This is a genomic window from Celeribacter persicus, from assembly GCF_003050785.1.
GTDB classification, from domain to species: Bacteria; Pseudomonadota; Alphaproteobacteria; order Rhodobacterales; family Rhodobacteraceae; genus Celeribacter; species Celeribacter persicus.
The window spans coordinates 55,601-73,219 of sequence record NZ_QAOH01000011.1; the positions used below are offsets into that span (position 1 = coordinate 55,601).

19 protein-coding genes are annotated in these 17,619 nt (G+C 57.3%); 13 read left to right on the forward strand and 6 right to left on the reverse strand.

Annotated elements, in window-relative coordinates; translation table 11 throughout:
* Nucleotides 1-43 precede the first annotated feature (43 nt).
* The 3 genes from C8N42_RS14045 (at nt 44) to C8N42_RS14055 (ending at nt 3,665) form a co-directional block, all read left to right on the forward strand.
* The gene (locus tag C8N42_RS14045) at nt 44-2,308 is read left to right on the forward strand and encodes an NADP-dependent malic enzyme (RefSeq protein WP_107817207.1); all 2,265 of its coding nucleotides are present in this window, start codon (nt 44-46) and stop codon (nt 2,306-2,308) included.
* A 34-nt stretch (nt 2,309-2,342) separates the two neighbouring features.
* Nucleotides 2,343-3,218 carry a ribokinase gene (locus C8N42_RS14050; protein WP_107817208.1) on the forward strand — a complete coding sequence of 292 codons (876 nt, stop codon included), beginning with the start codon at nt 2,343-2,345 and terminating at the stop codon, nt 3,216-3,218.
* Nucleotides 3,219-3,485: 267 nt separating this feature from the next.
* Entirely contained in the window at nt 3,486-3,665 is a 180-nt protein-coding gene (locus C8N42_RS14055; protein ID WP_107817209.1) for a YegP family protein, read from the forward strand.
* 47 nt (nt 3,666-3,712) lie between these two features.
* On the opposite strand, the gene C8N42_RS14060 is transcribed toward C8N42_RS14055, so the two are convergent.
* A complete protein-coding gene (locus C8N42_RS14060) occupies nt 3,713-4,936 on the reverse strand; it encodes an argininosuccinate synthase (protein ID WP_107817210.1) in 1,224 nt (407 codons plus the stop codon).
* 136 nt (nt 4,937-5,072) lie between these two features.
* On the opposite strand from C8N42_RS14060, the gene C8N42_RS14065 reads away from it, so the two are divergent.
* Complete coding sequence (locus C8N42_RS14065) at nt 5,073-5,825, forward strand: hypothetical protein (protein ID WP_107817211.1); 753 nt, start codon at nt 5,073-5,075, stop codon at nt 5,823-5,825.
* Complete coding sequence (gene ilvA / locus C8N42_RS14070; RefSeq protein ID WP_107817212.1) at nt 5,818-7,068, forward strand: threonine ammonia-lyase IlvA; 1,251 nt, start codon at nt 5,818-5,820, stop codon at nt 7,066-7,068. Before C8N42_RS14065 ends, ilvA begins: the two co-directional genes overlap by 8 nt.
* A 9-nt stretch (nt 7,069-7,077) precedes the next feature.
* On the opposite strand, the gene C8N42_RS14075 is transcribed toward ilvA, so the two are convergent.
* Nucleotides 7,078-7,398, reverse strand: coding sequence for an Hpt domain-containing protein (locus tag C8N42_RS14075; protein WP_107817213.1), 321 nt, complete (start codon nt 7,396-7,398; stop codon nt 7,078-7,080).
* Nucleotides 7,399-7,573: 175 nt separating this feature from the next.
* Here C8N42_RS14075 and C8N42_RS14080 point away from each other — a divergent pair, with 175 nt between their 5' ends.
* On the forward strand, nt 7,574-8,830 hold the full coding sequence (locus C8N42_RS14080) for a PP2C family protein-serine/threonine phosphatase (protein WP_245890146.1): 1,257 nt from the start codon (nt 7,574-7,576) through the stop codon (nt 8,828-8,830).
* Here C8N42_RS14080 and C8N42_RS14085 read toward each other — a convergent pair.
* Nucleotides 8,815-9,246 (reverse strand): NUDIX hydrolase, encoded by a 432-nt coding sequence (locus C8N42_RS14085; RefSeq protein ID WP_107817215.1) that lies wholly within the window; start codon nt 9,244-9,246, stop codon nt 8,815-8,817. The two genes, C8N42_RS14080 and C8N42_RS14085, sit on opposite strands and share 16 nt — an antisense overlap.
* Before the next feature lie 79 nt (nt 9,247-9,325).
* On the opposite strand from C8N42_RS14085, the gene hslO reads away from it, so the two are divergent.
* The 5 genes from hslO (at nt 9,326) to C8N42_RS14110 (ending at nt 13,851) form a co-directional block, all read left to right on the forward strand.
* Nucleotides 9,326-10,324: an Hsp33 family molecular chaperone HslO gene (gene hslO / locus C8N42_RS14090; RefSeq protein WP_107817216.1), complete on the forward strand. Its 999-nt coding sequence runs from the start codon at nt 9,326-9,328 to the stop codon at nt 10,322-10,324.
* Nucleotides 10,308-10,913, forward strand: coding sequence for a CoA pyrophosphatase (locus C8N42_RS14095; RefSeq protein ID WP_107817267.1), 606 nt, complete (start codon nt 10,308-10,310; stop codon nt 10,911-10,913). Before hslO ends, C8N42_RS14095 begins: the two co-directional genes overlap by 17 nt.
* Nucleotides 10,910-12,061, forward strand: coding sequence for a CCA tRNA nucleotidyltransferase (locus tag C8N42_RS14100; protein ID WP_107817217.1), 1,152 nt, complete (start codon nt 10,910-10,912; stop codon nt 12,059-12,061). Before C8N42_RS14095 ends, C8N42_RS14100 begins: the two co-directional genes overlap by 4 nt.
* Nucleotides 12,061-13,278: a class I SAM-dependent RNA methyltransferase gene (locus tag C8N42_RS14105; protein ID WP_107817218.1), complete on the forward strand. Its 1,218-nt coding sequence runs from the start codon at nt 12,061-12,063 to the stop codon at nt 13,276-13,278. The genes C8N42_RS14100 and C8N42_RS14105 overlap by 1 nt, the downstream gene beginning before the upstream one ends.
* Before the next feature lie 72 nt (nt 13,279-13,350).
* Complete coding sequence (locus C8N42_RS14110) at nt 13,351-13,851, forward strand: L,D-transpeptidase family protein (RefSeq protein WP_107817219.1); 501 nt, start codon at nt 13,351-13,353, stop codon at nt 13,849-13,851.
* A gap of 34 nt (nt 13,852-13,885) precedes the next feature.
* On the opposite strand, the gene dalA is transcribed toward C8N42_RS14110, so the two are convergent.
* Nucleotides 13,886-14,422: a divisome-associated lipoprotein DalA gene (gene dalA / locus C8N42_RS14115; protein ID WP_170109307.1), complete on the reverse strand. Its 537-nt coding sequence runs from the start codon at nt 14,420-14,422 to the stop codon at nt 13,886-13,888.
* 166 nt (nt 14,423-14,588) lie between these two features.
* Here dalA and C8N42_RS14120 point away from each other — a divergent pair, with 166 nt between their 5' ends.
* Both C8N42_RS14120 and C8N42_RS14125 read left to right on the forward strand, forming a co-directional pair.
* Nucleotides 14,589-15,182 carry a L,D-transpeptidase gene (locus tag C8N42_RS14120; RefSeq protein ID WP_107817220.1) on the forward strand — a complete coding sequence of 198 codons (594 nt, stop codon included), beginning with the start codon at nt 14,589-14,591 and terminating at the stop codon, nt 15,180-15,182.
* Nucleotides 15,183-15,305: 123 nt separating this feature from the next.
* A complete protein-coding gene (locus tag C8N42_RS14125; RefSeq protein ID WP_066703401.1) occupies nt 15,306-15,491 on the forward strand; it encodes a hypothetical protein in 186 nt (61 codons plus the stop codon).
* Between the two features lie 134 nt (nt 15,492-15,625).
* Here C8N42_RS14125 and hemH read toward each other — a convergent pair whose 3' ends face one another.
* A complete protein-coding gene (gene hemH / locus C8N42_RS14130; RefSeq protein ID WP_245890149.1) occupies nt 15,626-16,711 on the reverse strand; it encodes a ferrochelatase in 1,086 nt (361 codons plus the stop codon).
* 58 nt (nt 16,712-16,769) lie between these two features.
* On the reverse strand, nt 16,770-17,594 hold the full coding sequence (locus C8N42_RS14135) for a methyltransferase domain-containing protein (RefSeq protein WP_107817221.1): 825 nt from the start codon (nt 17,592-17,594) through the stop codon (nt 16,770-16,772).
* Between the last annotated feature and the right edge of the window lie 25 nt (nt 17,595-17,619).

The following is a 17,619-nucleotide window of genomic DNA, read 5'->3' on the forward strand; positions in this document are numbered from 1 at the left end:
TGTGGGTAAGTAGGACCGACTGACGACGAGGAGGCACGCGCGCATGTCCAAAACCAAGCAAACCCGAGAAGAAGCGCTGACGTTTCACATGAAACCGCGCCCCGGCAAGTTCGACGTGACGCCGAGTGTGCCGATGTCCACTCAGCGCGATCTGTCGCTGGCCTATTCTCCGGGTGTAGCTGTGCCTTGCGAGGCGATCGCACAATTGCCCGAGACCGCCTATGACTATACGAACAAGGGCAACCTCGTTGCGGTGATTTCCAACGGTACCGCCGTTCTGGGTCTCGGCAATCTCGGTGCGCTGGCCTCCAAGCCGGTGATGGAAGGCAAGGCGGTTCTGTTCAAACGCTTCGCCGATGTGAACTCCATCGACATCGAACTCGATACCGAGGACCCGGAGGAAATCATCCGTGCCGTGCGCCTGATGGGCCCGACCTTTGGCGGCATCAACCTCGAAGACATCAAGGCGCCCGAATGTTTCATTATCGAGCAGAAGCTCAAGGAAGAGATGGACATTCCTGTCTTCCATGACGACCAACATGGCACGGCTGTGATTTGTGCCGCCGGGCTGATTAATGCGCTGCATATCTCCGGTAAGAAAATCGAAGACTGTAAAATCGTGCTGAACGGTGCCGGTGCTGCCGGGATCGCCTGTCTTGAATTGGTCAAGGCCATGGGGGCGCGTCATGACAATTGCATCATGTGCGACACCAAGGGCGTGATATACCAAGGCCGCACCGAGGGCATGAACCAGTGGAAATCGGCCCATGCCGCCGTGACCGATGCTCGGACGCTGGCGGAGGCAATGGAGGGGGCGGACGTGTTCCTCGGCGTCTCTGCCAAAGGCGCCGTGACGCAGGACATGGTGAAATCCATGGCGCCCAATGCCGTGATCTTCGCGATGGCAAACCCGGACCCGGAGATCACGCCCGAAGACGCCCATGCCGTGCGCGATGACGTGATCGTCGCGACCGGGCGTTCCGACTATCCCAATCAGGTGAACAACGTTCTGGGCTTTCCCTATCTGTTCCGCGGCGCGCTCGACATCCATGCGCGTGCGATCAACGACGAGATGAAAATCGCCTGTGCCGAGGCGCTTGCCGCGCTCGCTCGCGAAGACGTGCCGGACGAGGTGGCCCTTGCCTATGGTCAGAAACTGTCCTTCGGTCGCGATTATATCATCCCGACACCGTTTGATCCGCGTCTGATCTATACCATTCCGCCCGCCGTGGCGCAGGCCGGGATGGATACCGGTGTCGCCCGTCGTCCGATCATCGACATGGAAGGCTATGCGCAGGACCTTCAGGCCCGTATGGACCCGACCGCGCATCTGCTGCAACGCCTCTATGCCCGCGCCCGTCAGGAGCAGGCCACGATGATCTTTGCCGAGGGTGACGATCCGCGTGTGCTGCGCGCTGCAGTGGCCTATCACCGGGGCGGTTTCGGGCGTGCGCTTGTGGTCGGACGTACCGATGAGGTGAGCCGCAAGTTGCAGGAAGAGGGGCTCGGCGAAGCGATTTCGGAGATCGAAATCATCAACGCCGCGAATACCTCGCACCTGCAGGACTACAAGGATTTCCTCTACAAACGCCTGCAACGCAGAGGATTCGATCAGAAAGACATTCACCGTCTCGCTGCACGCGATCGTCACGCGTTTTCCGCTCTGATGTTGGCCCATGGCCATGCCGACGGTCTTGTTACCGGCGCGACGCGCAAATCCGCCCATGTGCTCGACCGGATTAATTCCGTGTTCGACGCGACCGCGAAAGATGGGGCGGTCGGTGTCACGGCGCTTTTGCACAAGGGCCGGATCATTTTCATCGCCGATACGCTGGTGCATGAATGGCCGGTCGAAGAAGATCTGGCCGATATCGCTATGGCCGCTGCGCGTGTCGCGCGGTCCATGGGGATTGAGCCGCGTGTCGCCTTTGCGTCCTTCTCGACCTTCGGTTACCCCGTGTCCGAGCGATCCCATAAGATGCACGTGGCCTCCGAAGTGCTCGATGCCCGCGGCGCGGATTTTGAATACGATGGCGAGATGACAGTGGACGTGGCGCTGAACCCGGAGGCCATGGCGGCTTACCCGTTCTGTCGCCTTTCCGGTCCGGCCAATATCCTCGTCGTGCCCGCACGTCACTCCGCCTCCATCTCCGTCAAGCTGATGCAGGAAATGGCCGGTGCGACGGTGATTGGCCCGATCTTGACCGGCGTCGATAAACCTATTCAGATTTGTTCAACCGTTTCGACGGTAAACGATATTCTGAACATGGCCGTACTCGCGGCCTGCAAGGTGGGCCAGACGAAATAACCTTTGCGGGCCAATCAATGAGGGGAGTGTATAAATGGCGATTTTCAATCTCGGTTCAGTCAATATCGACCGCTTTTATACACTGCCTCGCTTTCCCGGACCCGGCGAAACGCTAAGTGCCACAGGGCACAAGATCGGGTTGGGGGGCAAGGGGGCCAACCAATCCGTTGCGGCCGCGAAAGCCGGGGCGGAGGTCTATCATATCGGCGCCATCGGCAAGACCGACCCTTGGGTCCGTCAGCGGATCGAGAGCTACGGGGCAAATTGCAAATTCCTGCGCGAGGTGGATGAGCCCACTGGCCATGCGGTGATTTATGTCGGCCCCGATGGGGAGAACATGATTGTCATTGATCCGGGTGCGAATGTGCAGCAGGACAGTGAATTCGTCATTCAGGCGATTGATCAGGCGAAAGCGGGCGACACGCTTTTGTTGCAGAACGAAACCAACCTTCAGGCCCCTGCTGCGACCTTTGCCCTCGTGAAGGGGATGCGCGTGATCTATTCCGCAGCACCTTTCTCCGTCGAAGCGGTGCGTGCGGTGATTCCGGATGTGTCCATGGCGGTGATGAACGCGGTCGAGGCATCGCAGCTCTGTTCCGAAATGGGTACGTCTCTTGATCAGCTCCCGGTGCCGCAGGTTCTCGTCACGCTGGGCGCGAAGGGCGCGATGTGGCGGTCGAACGAGACCGGTGAAGTGATCGAGGTAACCTCGCCGAAAGTCACCGCCGTTGACAGCACTGGAGCGGGAGACACCTTTGTCGGCTATGTGGCGGCGGGGCTCGATTTCGGGATGCCGATCCGCACGGCGATGGAATGGGCGGTGCAGGCGGCAGCCCTGAAAGTCACCCGCCCGGGTACGGCGGACGCCATTCCCTCGGCAGCGGATGTAAAGGCGGCCTTTGGGATGTAATGCATATTGAGACTAACACTTTACTGAGTGGTTTTGTTATAATCACATGCTATATTTTGTAAGAAAAGACTCGACTCATTGAGCGAATCGTGGAGTCCTAAAGACATGAACGCCCCCCAGCTGCAACTGGAGAGCGCTCTTACGTCGCTAGGACGCAGTGCTTTAAACACACTTGGATTCTTCAAGATTGCACCGCTTCCGTCAAGTGGCCTTTCTCTCGGCGAATGATTTGGCGAGGGTTCGTCTGTAATCTTAAAGGAAAAAGAAATGTACTTTGTGCTATACAAAGACAGGGTTGGCTTTTGGCGCTGGACGCTCAAGGCCTCAAATCATGAAGCAATCGCAGTTTCATCTGAAAGCTATGTGCGCAAGGCTGATGCTGAATATGGAATTCAGCTTACCAAATCTGCCTATAATGCTCCGGTGTATGAGCGTGAATCTGCATGAAAACTTTGGTCTGGGCGGGAACCAATTTCGCCCAGACCAATTGATCTTTATTTCAAGCGACGGTTCCGCGCCGCCAGAAGTTTCAGACGCAGGGCGTTGAGCTGGATGAAGCCCGCCGCGTCTTTCTGGTCGTAGGCACCGGCGTCGTCCTCGAAGGTCACGTGTTTCTCGGAGTAAAGCGAGGCCTCGGACCAGCGACCCACGGTATGCGCAGCACCTTTGTAGAGTTTCAGACGCACCGTGCCCGACACATGCTCTTGCGACTTGTCGATGGCGGCCTGCAACATTTCACGCTCTGGCGAGAACCAGAACCCGTTGTAGATCAGCTCCGCATAGCGCGGCATGAGGCTGTCTTTCAGATGACCCGCGCCGCTGTCGAGTGTGATTTGCTCAATCCCCCGGTGCGCGGCCAGAAGGATGGTGCCGCCCGGCGTCTCGTAGATGCCGCGGGATTTCATGCCGACGAAACGGTTTTCCACCAGATCGAGCACCCCGATCCCATGTTTGCCGCCCAGTTCGTTGAGCTTGGTGAGGAGCGTTGCGGGTGACATCGCCTCGCCATTGACCGCAACCGCATCACCTTTTTCAAAGGTGACCTCGATGTATTCCGGCTCGTTCGGCGCCTGTTCCACCGGTACGGTGCGTTGCAGCACGTAATCGGGCGCTTCCTCCGCCGGGTTCTCAAGAACGCGACCTTCAGAGGAGGTATGAAGCAGGTTGGCATCGACCGAGAACGGTGCTTCACCGCGTTTGTTCTTGGCGATTGGAATTTGGTTTTTCTCAGCAAAATCAATAAGTTTCGTGCGTGACGACAGATCCCAGATGCGCCAGGGTGCGATCACCTTGATGTCGGGGTTTAGCGCATAGGCGGAAAGCTCGAACCGCACCTGATCGTTGCCCTTGCCGGTCGCACCATGCGCCACGGCGTCGGCTCCGGTGGCCTCGGCGATCTCGACAAGACGCTTGGAGATCAGGGGGCGGGCAATCGAGGTGCCCAGAAGGTATTCGCCTTCGTAAAGCGCATTGGCGCGGAACATCGGGAAGACGAAATCGCGCACGAACTCTTCGCGCACGTCTTCGATGTAGATGTTCTCCGGCTTGATGCCGAGCATTTCGGCCTTCTTGCGCGCGGGTTCCAGTTCCTCGCCCTGACCGAGATCGGCAGTGAAGGTCACGACCTCACAACCGTATTCGGTCTGAAGCCATTTCAGGATGATCGAGGTATCGAGGCCGCCGGAATAGGCGAGAACCACTTTTTTAGGCGCAGACATGGGACAATCCTTTTTCGGAGTTCGCAGGCGCGATTATCGGTTTTTTGGGCTGAGAGCAAGGTTTGCGCCCAAGATTGCTTTAGCTCTCCCGGCAAAAGCACTAAACCTTCGCTCAGAAGCTTTGAGAAGGGTCGTCATGACGGGTTTCATTCTATTTCAAAACGCGGTTTTGCGGGTCATCCGGCATCTGGACGAGGCCTTGGCGGTTTCAGGACTGATCTGGATTGGCATTCTGATTGTCCAGATTCTCACCTTCGGCATGGTCGACATGGAGGCATTGACCTCCGGCGATCCGGAAGCGATGTCGGGTAGCGGTCTCTGGCTCATTCTTCTGTCGAATGTGGTGATGGCAGTGGGCTCCTGCTGGATCGCTGTGGAGTGGCATCGTTACGTTTTGGAGGGCAAACGCCCCACCTCGGCCTTCCCGTCCTGGAGCGGTTCTCGTGTCTGGGGGTATCTCATCCTGTCGATCCTCATTGGATTGCTGATTGGCCTGACGATCGGTGTTCTGGCCGGTGTTATTCTGGCGATGTTTGGCGGAGTGTTGGCTCAGGCATTGGGCGGCCTCTTCGTCATGGTGGTGATCGGCTTGCCTGCCGTGTTCGTTTTCTTCCGTATTTCCCCGACCCTTCCTGCCGTGGCGCTGGGCCAGAAAATGACTTTCGCACAGGCATGGCAGGCCACAAAACCGCACTCCGCCGTCATCTTGCAGGCTGCGATCCTGTCCATCGCCCTGTTCATCGTGATCCAGTTCATTGCGCCGATTTTCGGAGGTGGGCTTCTGGGATTGCTTTATGAATTGCTGGCCGGGTGGTTCCTGTTGATGGTCAATGTGAGCCTGTTGTCTTCCATCTACGAACTGGCCATGCGGGGAGAGCTCGATGACTGAAGCGGGGCCTTTCACCAAACGCGCCCGTGCGGCCGAAACGCTTGTCCGGCGCCTGTTCGAGCCGACGCCTTGCCTGCGCAACGACCATCTTTCCAAAGCCTATGACTGCGATGTCTGGCTAAAACGCGAAGACCTCACGCCGGTGCGTTCCTACAAGTTGCGTGGGGCTTGGAATGCGATGATGAAGGCGCGGGAAAAAGACCCGAACATCGGGCTTTTCGTTTGCGCCTCCGCTGGCAACCATGCGCAGGGTGTGGCGTTCGCCTGTCGGCAGTTCGGGGTGAAAGGCGTGATCTTCATGCCAGTCACGACGCCGCAGCAAAAGATCGACAAGACCAAGGTGTTCGGCGGGGAGAATATCGAGATTCGCTTGGTGGGTGACTATTTCGACAACACGCTTGAAGCGGCACAGAGCTATTGCGCCGAGCAGGACGGGCATTTCCTCGCGCCTTTCGACGACATGGATGTGATTGAGGGGCAGGCAACCGTCGCCGTCGAGTTCATGTCCCAGATGGTTCCGGATGTGGTTGTCTTGCCTGTGGGCGGTGGGGGGCTTTCGGCGGGTGTGTTGTCTTATTTGCGCGAGGTTGCGCCTGCGGCCGAAGTCTATTTCGTGGAGCCGATGGGGGGGCGTTCGCTTGAAGCAGCGGTTGCTGCGGGTGAACCCGTCACCCTGAGCGATGTGGACAGTTTCGTGGACGGTGCTGCCGTGGCACGGATCGGTGCGCTTCCCTTCGAAATTCTAAAGGATATTCCAACCGATCATATTCTCGCCTGTCCCGAGGATCGTATTTGTTCGACCATGCTCGACATGCTGAATGTTGAGGGGATCGTTCTGGAACCCGCCGGGGCGTTGTCGATTGATGCGCTTCAGGACATTCGGGAAGAGATTCGGGGCAAACGCGTGCTGTGTGTGACTTCGGGCGGTAATTTCGATTTCGAACGCCTGCCGGAGGTCAAGGAGCGGGCACAGAGGTTCCGGGAACTCAAGAAATATTTCATTCTGCGTATGCCGCAGCGCCCCGGCGCTTTGCGCGATTTTCTTGATATGTTGGGCCCGAATGATGACATTGCCCGGTTCGAATACCTCAAGAAATCCGCGCGTAACTTTGGGTCGGTTCTGATCGGCATCGAAACCGACGATCCGGCGAATTTCGCGCATTTGTTCGAGAAGATGAACGAAGCAGGGCTTGTCTATCGCGATATTACCAATGATCGTGATCTGGCGGAATTCGTGCTCTGAACAGGGCTGTCAGGTGACATTCTTGCTAAGGAATTCTGATCTCGATTGCGCATAGCTTTCGAAAAGTCCGGCCATGTCGATCACGTCGGCATGGCCACCTCTTGCCGCCTTTTCTCCGTCCCGACACAGGGCCGAAAAGGCCGCAAAACCGAGGTTGAGGGAGCTTCCCTTGAGAAAATGGAGATCCTGTTCGAGACATGAGGTGTCCGGAGTGGATTTCATGCGTTCAATTGCCTCGTCGACCTCTTCGAGAAACAGCTCCACAACCTCACGAAAATCCTCTGCGCCGACTTCGTCACGCAATTCCGTGACCCTGTTCCAGTCAATCATGGCAGTCTCCTATCCGGGGCCAATAAGAGGGCAAGAAGGTTACGCAAATGTAAGCGTGCCACCGATTTTCTCGAAAGTTTTAGATTTAAGGCGACATTAAATCCTCCGCCTGATGATGTGCGGAACATGTTTAAGGTTAGGGTGTTTCGTTTTGCTCATCGCTCAGGAAAATCAAGTGTATTTACGGGCCGTGCCTGACCGTGGCGTCGTGCATAACGTGCTGGTGGTGGACGATTCCCGTGCGCAGTGCCGGATTTTGTCCTCCTATCTCGGGCGCTGGGGCTATGCGGTTTTCGAGGCGGGGTCCGGTGAAGAGGCCATGGAGATTTGTCAGCGCGAACATATTGATCTCGTGGTGTCCGATTGGATGATGCCGGGCATGAGCGGTCTGGAATTTTGTCAGGCGTTTCGGCAGCTTGACCGGGCGCATTACGGTTATTTTATTCTGCTGACCTCGAAATCCGACAAGGCGGAAGTGGCGCTGGGGCTGGATGTCGGGGCAGACGATTTCCTGACGAAACCGGTGGCCGGCGATGAGCTTTTGGCTCGGATTCGCGCGGGAGAGCGGATATTACGGATGGAGCGAGAACTGACGGAGAAGAACCGTCTGGTCAGTTCGACTCTGGCAGAAATATCGGAGCTCTATGACTCGCTTGACCGCGATCTGGTCGAGGCCCGGAAGATGCAGCAATCACTCGTGCGCGAGCGATTCCGGGACTTTCAGACCGCTCAGGTTTCACTACTGTTGCGGCCCAGTGGCCATGTCGGTGGCGATCTTGTCGGTTTCTTCCCGATCAATGAGCATCAGTTCGGCATCTTCGCTCTCGATGTGTCGGGACATGGTGTTGCTTCGGCGCTGATGACAGCGCGGCTTGCCGCCTATCTCACTGGGTCCACGCCGGAACAGAATCTGGCAATTCGCAGCGATGCCCAGGGGAATTTCTACCCCACTGATCCATCGAAGGTGGCGGCTGCGCTCAACCGGTTGATGCTCGAAGAGATGGAGACGGATCTCTATTTCACCATGATTTTGGGGCATTTCGATCGACTGAACGGGGAGTTCGTGATGGCGCAATGCGGTCACCCGAACCCGGTGTTTCAGTCCAAAGAGGGGGGGGTGACATTCTTTGGGGGCGGGGGCATGCCCGTGGGCCTGATCCCGAATGCGCAGTACGAGGATGTGCGCCTGACCCTCTCACCGGGGGAGCGTATTCTGATTTTTTCCGACGGGGTGACGGAATGCCCTGATGGCGGCGATGGCATGCTTGGGGAAGAGGGGCTTGTGGAGATGTGCCGGAAAATGGCCAAGGAGACCGGAAACGCGTTTTTCGACACCTTCCTGTGGGATCTCAACGATTACAACAAAGAGAAGGATTTTCCCGACGATATATCGGCGATTTTGCTGGAATATTCCGGTCAGAACAGGCTTTGAAGAAAAGCCCGGTCACCGGGATTTCCAAGGCTAATCGCGGCCTGTTCCGGGCTGGCCCAATGAACCGAGTGGTCTTCCTCAGGCGGTTCGGCCAGTTTGCGCACCGGATGGGCCTGATAAATGTGGCAAATCTTTTCGGCCCAGAGATCGTATTCGGGCATGAACACAAAGCGCCGGAAAGCCCCCAGAAGACGCGGCTTTGCGATCCGCCAGCCGGTTTCCTCAAAGACCTCGCGATGCAGTGCCGTGACGGGGCTTTCTCCCGGATCAATACCGCCTCCGGGCAGTTGGAATTCGTGATGAATGCCGGCCTGATAGGTCAGGAGAACCTGTCCACCTCTTGGCAGAATGGCATAAACACCGGGCCGGGCTCGATAAGATTTTCCCGGAAGCCTGGGTTCTCCGTAGCGCCGCATGCCTGACCTGCCTTTCTTCGGTGGTTGTTCCGCCTATATGAACAGGATATTCCAGCGCCGAACCTGAGGGGAAGCACAAATGCTCGGATCGAAAATTGCCTGGGACGATACGGTCCTGCCTTTCCAACTGGATGCGTCGGACATCCGCGGGCGTGTGGCGCGTCTCGACGGGGTGTTGAATCGCATCCTTGCGCAGCATGCCTACCCGCCGGAAATCGAAGCTCTGGTCGCGGAAATGGCGCTTTTGACCGCGATGATCGGCCAGACGATGAAACTGCGCTGGAAACTTTCTCTTCAGGTGCGCGGTGACGGTCCGGCGCGCCTGATCGCCACCGATTATTACGCGCCCACCGACGAGGGCGAACCTGCGCGCATCCGGGCCTATGCCTCATTCGACGCCAACCGGCTCCTGCCGCGCGTCGATCCGTTTTCCCAGATCGGCAAGGGTTACTTCGCGATTCTGATCGACCAGGGAAAGGGCATGGTGCCCTATCAGGGGATCACACCGATCTCAGGCGGCTCCTTGTCGGCCTGTGCCGAGACCTATTTTGCGCAGTCTGAACAATTGCCGACCCGTTTCTCCACGACATTCGGCACCTCCCGTCTGCCCGGTGGCGAAGAGCATTGGCGTGCCGGGGGCATCATGCTCCAGAAAATGCCGAAGGCCTCCCCCTTCGCGGCACAGAGCGATGAGGACGGTGACGGCCTCCTGCAAGCTTCCGACATCCTGAACGACGACGATTTCGAAGACTGGAACCGTGCCAATATCCTGCTCGATACGGTCGAGGATATGGAACTCGTCGGGCCGCATGTGCAACCCACGGAACTTCTGGTACGCCTGTTTCACGAGGAACGCCCCCGCGTGTTCGATCCGCAGCCCGTGCATTTCGGCTGCAATTGTTCGGAGGACAAGGTGCGTCAGAGCCTGTCGATCTATTCGGCCAAGGATATTGTGCGCATGACCACCGACGAGGGGGTCGTGACGGCGGATTGTCAGTTCTGTGGCGCGCATTATGTGCTCGATCCGAAAACGGTCGGGTTCGAGGCAGAGGAAAGTCCCGATGGTGATGCCGATTGATCGGGACGCCCTAAGGGCACTGTTACGCGATCCCGGTGCGTCCTCTTCGGATTTCGATCTGAATCGTGGCTTGCGTCCCTCCGTAAAGGCGAAATTGCGCCCGGCCGGGGTATTGGTTCCGATCCGGGAAACGCCGCAAGGCTTACGATTGATCCTGACGAAGCGCTCGTCCGCGCTGAAACATCATCCGGGTCAAATCGCCTTTCCCGGTGGGCGTGTCGATCCCACGGATCGTGATCCGGTCGATGCCGCTTTGCGGGAAGCGACCGAAGAGATCGGCCTCCCGCGTGCGTTGGTCGAGGTTCTGGGCGGGCTTCCGACACATGAAACCGTGACGCAATTCGAAATGTTTCCGGTACTGGGCTGGATCAGCGATGATTTCACACCGGTTCCCGAAGAAGGGGAGGTGTCGGAAGTTTTCGATGTGCCCCTGTCTCACGTTCTCGATCCGAATAATTTCGCGATTCAATCCCGGCGCTGGCGGGGGCAGATGCGCTCATTTTACACCGTGCCATATGGCCCCTATTACATCTGGGGTGCGACGGCGCGGATTTTGCGGGTTCTTGCAGAACGGGTGAGCGGATCATGAAACTCTCAGCCGACTGGATCGAAAGCGCTCCGGCGCAGCACATCATGGCGATGTTTTCTCGCGCCGGAGAAGAGGCCTATTTCGTGGGCGGCTGTGTGCGCAACAGCTTGTTGGGTGTTCCGGTCAGCGATCTCGATATTTCCACCTCCGTGCGGCCTGAGCGCACTGTTGAGCTTGCCAAAGCCTCCGGATTCAAGGCTATTCCAACCGGCATAGATCATGGCACGATCACGGTTGTGGTCGATGGCGAGCCCTTTGAGATCACCACTTTTCGCAAGGATGTGGAGACCGATGGGCGCCGTGCCGTTGTCGCCTTTGCCGAGACGCTTGAAGAGGATGCGCATCGGCGTGATTTCACGATGAATGCGCTTTATGCCAAGGCGGACGGCAGCATCGTCGATCCTCTCGGCGGTCTTTCGGACATTCAGGCGCGGTGGGTGCGGTTCATTGACGATCCGGTGCAAAGGATTCGCGAAGATTACCTGCGCATCCTGAGATTTTTCCGCTTCCATGCGTGGTATGGTGACGACGACGCAGGGCTTGATCCTGACGGGCTTGCGGCTTGTGCCGCTCATATCGACGGTCTTGCGCGTCTGTCTCGCGAGCGGATCGGGCATGAGATGATAAAACTTCTGTCCGCCGCAGACCCTGAGTTGGCGCTGGGCGCGATGGATCAGACCGGGGTGTTGAACGCCTTGTTGCCCGGAGCCTCGACAAAGGCTTTTTTTGTCCTGACCTCTCTGGAACAGACACCCGATCCGATCCTGCGCCTTGCGGCTTTGGGAGATTTCGACGTGGCGGAGCTTTTGCGCCTGTCGAAGAGCCAGATCAGGCAGTATCGGGCGTTGCGGGATGCGGCGCTTGGTATGCGACCTGCCGCCGAGATTGCCTATCGCGAGGGTGAGGCGATTGCGCGAGGTGCTATGACCCTGCGCGCGGCTTTTCTGGAGCAACCTCTGCCGGACATGCTGGCGCAAGACATTCACAAAGGTGCCATGGCGTCGTTTCCCGTTTCGGCGCGGGACCTGATGGGGAAATTCTCGGGAAAGGCGCTGGGCGAAGCTTTGAAGCGGCTTGAGCAGGACTGGATCGACAGCGGTTTCGAGCTTTCGAAAGATGCGTTGTTGCGACGGTCGGAGAGAGGCTGATGGAGCAATTCGAAATTCAGCGTTTGGGCCACAAAGGCGATGGCATCACCGCAGAAGGCATCTTCGTGCCGAACGCCCTGCCGGGGGAAGTGATTGAGGGTGTGCCCGTCGACGGTCGCATTGCAACCGCCAGGATTGTTACCCCCTCGCCGGATCGGGTGAAACCTGACTGCCGTCATGCCAAGGCCTGTGGGGGCTGTGCTTTGCAACATGCCTCGGACGATTTCGTGGCGCGGTGGAAAAGCGAATTTGTCGCCACCGCATTGCGTCATCAGGGGATTTTAGCTGGATTAGAGTCGATTTTGACATCGCCGCCACGCAGTCGTCGGCGTGCCGTGTTCCATGGAAGACGGACGAAAAAGGGTGTGATGCTCGGTTTGCATGCCCGGGCGTCCGACAGTCTGGTGCCGGTGCCGGACTGCATTCTCATGGTGCCGGAAATCATGGCGCATTACACCGATCTGGAACGTCTGGTCGAACTGGGTGCATCGCGACGCGGGGAGATGGATATCACCGTGATTGCCGCCGACAGCGGTTTGGATGTCTCGGTCCAGAACGGCAAATCTCTCGATCTCGAAATGCGGATCGAATTGGGGCAATTTGTGCAGAATTCGGGTCTGTCTCGTCTGTCCTGGAATGGCGAGGATCTTGCGGGTGAAACACTTCCGTTCCTGAGTTTCGGCAAGGCCCGGGTCGTTCCGCCGCCGGGCGCATTCCTTCAGGCGACGGCTGAGGGTCAGGCCGCTTTGGTGGCTCTGATGCGTCGCGCGGTTGGGGATGCTGAGCGTGTCGTCGACCTCTTTGCGGGCTGCGGAACTTTTTCTCTGCCGCTAGCCGAGGGGGCGGAGGTCCATGCTGTTGAGGGCGCTTCCGATATGCTGGAGGCGTTGATGAAAGGCTGGCGTCAGGCGGCGGGGCTCAAACGTGTGTCGGTCGAGACCCGCGATCTCTTTCGCCAACCTGTGCGCAGCGATGAGCTGAACCGATTCGAGGCTGCGGTGATCGACCCGCCGCGCGCGGGCGCGCAGGCGCAATGCGAAGAGATCGCCAAAAGCGATCTGAAACGCGTGGGATTCGTGTCTTGCAACCCGATCACCTTTGCACGTGACGCCAGACACCTCATCGAAGCCGGGTTTGATATGCAGTGGATCGTGCCCGTCGATCAGTTCCGCTGGTCGCCCCACGTCGAAATCGCCGCCTGTTTTCGGCGCTCCTGATCCGAGAAATTGATTTGGCCTGATTTGCCGATCCGGTGTATGGAGAGGAAAAACTAAGATCGGGTAGTGATCATGAAACGGCGGGTATTTCTTGTGTCAGCGGCTTCGGCGCTGTCGTTTTCCAAAGCTGTGTTTGCGCGCGAACTGAAGCCCTATACGGGGCCGGAGATCACCAGAGTGGTGATTTATAAAGAACGCCGCAGGCTCTATCTCTTGCATGGCGCTGAGGTGATGAAAGAGTACAAGATCGGTTTGGGGGGTAACCCGATCGGTCCGAAACGATTCGAAGGTGATGGCAAGACGCCCGAAGGCAGCTATATCATCGACCGCCGCAACCCGAAGTCGTCCTATCATCTGTCTCTCGGGATTTCCTATCCGAACGCGGAAGACATGGCCTATGCCGAGGCAATGGGGCGGCGTCCGGGGGGCGATATTTTCATCCATGGCCGGGCCGGCGAAAACCGTGGCAAAGGTAAGGATTGGACGGCGGGTTGCATCGCCGTCAAGGATCGCCACATCGAGAAAATCTACATGATGGTGCAGAACGGCACCCAGGTCGATATTTTCCCTTAATGCGAAAGACTTTGTGCGATGTGGCGTGTGGATGTCAGTTGTTCGGGAAAACCTCGACCATCTGGCTCCCGATCAGCAACGTCCACCAGAGCTTGCCGCTCTGTTCCTGATACCAGGCAAAGCCGATATCGGTCGCGCGGCTGTCGAGAATGACGTCGCGTGTGTCCGGTTGTTCCATCCATGCGGAGAGAGTTTCGAGCTCGGTCTCGTAGGTTTCGGAAATGTTTTCGCCAAGCATCAGGCCACGGTAGCCGGAGCGCGTGACCCGGTCGAGAGGGGAAGATCCATCTGAACCGAAATGCCAGGGGCGATTCTGAACATGCATGTCACGCGAATGAGTCGCGGCGGCGGCGTTCAGGTTGGCGTTGAGCTGCACCGGAGGCACACCCGCAGCGGAGCGCAGGGCATTGATCGAATCGAGCATGCGGTACTGAACCGTTGCCTCGTCCTTGGCGTGGATGCGGTATACGCGGGGCAGGGGCTTTCCATCAGGGCCAAGACGTTCGCTGGGTGTTTCACAAGCGGTCAAACCGATCAGGGCCAACATGAGGATGGCGACGATGCGCGACATTCCGGATACTCCATGAATTTTACCGGCATGAATTAATCGCTTTGGGTGTCGGGATCAAATCCTGTTCGCGTGTTTCTGCCATGAACGATTGTTTGATTTGCGACTGCGACAAACGCGCCATATAACTCACGGCGATCAAGATCACATCACGAAATGGCGAACTCCCATGAGTAAGACCCCCGTTTTCAAGTTTTCCCGACGCAATTTCGTGGCGGGAAGTGCCGCGTTGTTGAGCGCACCGGCTTTCGCGCAGTCGGAAGGGACGACAGAGATGGAGAATGATCTCTCCACTGTAGTGCGTCGTAATATTTCGAGTTTTCGCTCGCTGGACTGGCGGCCTTATTTCAGCAACCTGCACAATGGAGCGATTCTCGTGGATACGACCTCGCGGGCGCTGCATTTCTGGAGTGAGGATCAGGGCATCTACAAACTCTATCCGACATCCGTACCCCTGAGCGAGGATTTGACACGGCGCGGGCGAACCGAGGTGATCCGCAAGGTGGAAGGTCCGAGTTGGGCACCGACGCCGTCGATGAAAGAGCGCAATCCCGAATGGCCGGATTTTGTCGGGCCAGGCCCGAACAATCCTCTGGGCACCCATGCACTCTATCTGAGCTGGCAATATTATCGTATTCACGGCACCCACGACACGCGCAAGATCGGGCGCAGGTCCTCGAACGGGTGTATCGGTTTGTACAATGAGCACATTGCGGAGCTGTTTCAACTCGCCAAAGTTGGCACACAAGTGTTGCTAATTTGACGACAAGGGTGCGGAAAATAAGGTTGGCTCGAAGGAGCAATTGATTTTGCTCACGTTTCGCTCATATAGCTGAGTGTGTGAAACAAACCTGCCCTCTGTCGTGGGGTTCAAGGAGGATTGACTATGAAAAAACTCGCTGTTGCTGCCGTTTTCGCTCTGGCTGGCACCGCTTCTTTCGCTGGCGGTTACTCTGAGCCGGTCATCGAAGCTCCGGTTGTTGTTGAAGAAACCTCTTCTTCTTCCGCTGGTGGCTACGTTGTGCCGCTTCTGATCCTGGCTCTCGTGGCTGCTGCTGTTGCTGCCGACTAATCGTCGCCAGACAATACAGAATTGAAAGGGCGGCTCGTTTGAGCCGCCCTTTTTATTTGTATCGTTTAAAGTGTCACGCATTTAACCTGAGCTATCAGATAAAGGCGGAACGCTTTAATGATCCGCCGGAAGGGTTACACCCATCCGGCAAGGTTTTTGCGAATCTGACCAACCAAAGCTTCGATGTGCAACGAGTCCGCGTTGAGGCATGGAATATAGTGAAATGCCTCTCCGCCTGCGTGCTCGAAGCTTTCCTTGATCTCTTCGTTGATCTCTTCAAGCGTCTCGATGCAATCGGCGGAAAAGGCCGGGGCACAGACGGCAATGCTTTTGTTGCCCTTCTCGGCCTGACGCGCCACTTCTTCGACCGTGTAGGGCTGAAGCCATTCTTCGGGTCCGAATTTCGACTGAAACGTCGTCATGATCTGTGTGTCGTCCCATCCGAGACGCTCTTTCAGGAGCCGAGTCGTTTTCTGGCATTGGCAATGATAGGGATCGCCGCCCTCTTTCAGATAGCGCTCCGGCAGCCCGTGATAGGAACAGATCAGAATATCGGGTTTACGCTCCGATGCCGCATAAGCGCGTTCGACGGAGGTCGCGAGCGCTTCGATATAGGCCGGATCATCAAAATAGGGCGCAACCGTGCGTGACGCGGGTTGCCAGTTTTCCTCCATCAGGGCGCGGAAAAACTGATCGTTCGCCGTTGCCGTCGTCGCCCCCGCATATTGCGGGTAGAGCGGGAAAAACAGGATTTTTGTACAGCCTTCGGAGACCAGTTTCTCGACTTTCGATTTGGTTGAAGGATTGCCGTAACGCATGCAAAAATCGACCATGATGCGATCTCCATATTCCGGCTCCAGAGCGGCTTTTATGGCCGTCACCTGTTCCTTGGTGATCGTCATCAGTGGACTTTCATCGGCTTCGTTGTTCCAGATCGACTTATACGCTGCCCCGGATTTTGACGGTCGGAATGTCAGAACAATACCCTGAAGGATCGGTTGCCATTTCCACCACGGGTAGTCGATCACCCGTTTGTCCGACAGGAACTCGCTCAGATAGCGCCGCATCGACCAGTAATCCGTGTTGTCCGGTGTGCCGAGATTGGCAAGCAGAACACCGATCTTTTCCTTCGGTACTTTCGGATGGTCTTTCGGCGCATGCATTGGGCAGGTGGCATCCGGCGCATTGGTATTGAGCCTCGAAGGCTTCATGAGTCCCATGTGATCTTCCTGATTTTTGTTTGTTTTAGGCATAGGTCGCTTCGGGGATCGGTCAAGCTTAACCTTCCGGGAGCCTGAATTCTTCGGTATGAAGCGCATCGGCCAGCCGCATTTTTGCGGAACCGGGCATAAGAGGTTTGGGTTGGCTCTCATCCGGCGCCCAACCGGTGAGAAATACCATATCGAATGTGGCGATCAGCCGCCCGTCCTCAGAGAAATGGTCCTTGTATAGCTGTTCCGCGGTTTCGAACAACCGCGCCGGACTTGGGCTTCGGAGGCGGGCCGTCAGGGCGTTGCCCTCGCCCATCGCGCGCAGGTCTTCGACCATGCGCGACAGAGATGAGTAGGTCACTTTGCGCACGGTTTTGTCCGCTACCGGCAGGGCAAAAGAGGCGCGTTGCAGCAAGGCACCGAGATCGCGCAATTCCCCCATGGGAAGCACGCGCGGAGACAACCCGCCACTGACCATGGTTTCCGCCTGACCGAGACAGGCGCGCAACTCGTTGAGGGTCTGATCTCCGAAAAACGCAGCAATCATAAGCCCGTCGGGCTTGAGGGCGCGATTGCACTGGATGAGTTGTCCGACCGGATCGTTCGCCCAGTGCAGGCTCATGGCGTGGATCACGAGATCATGCGCACCTTCCTCCAAGGCGAGAATATCGTCATCGGGAACCACCTTGGCTTTGGGAAAGTATCCGGACCACAGTTCTGGAAAACCCGTGATCACGGCGGGGGACGTAAACGATTTATTAACCATATCTACCCGATCTTCGATCTCGAAGCGGGCCTCTTCGTGCAGGAAAAAATCGCCTCCCATGCGTAGCGCGCGCTGCCGGTTTCGGGAAAGTTGATCCCGATCCACAAGAAGAGGGGGCTGAGACATGGGTTTCGTCCTGATGATGGGTCTG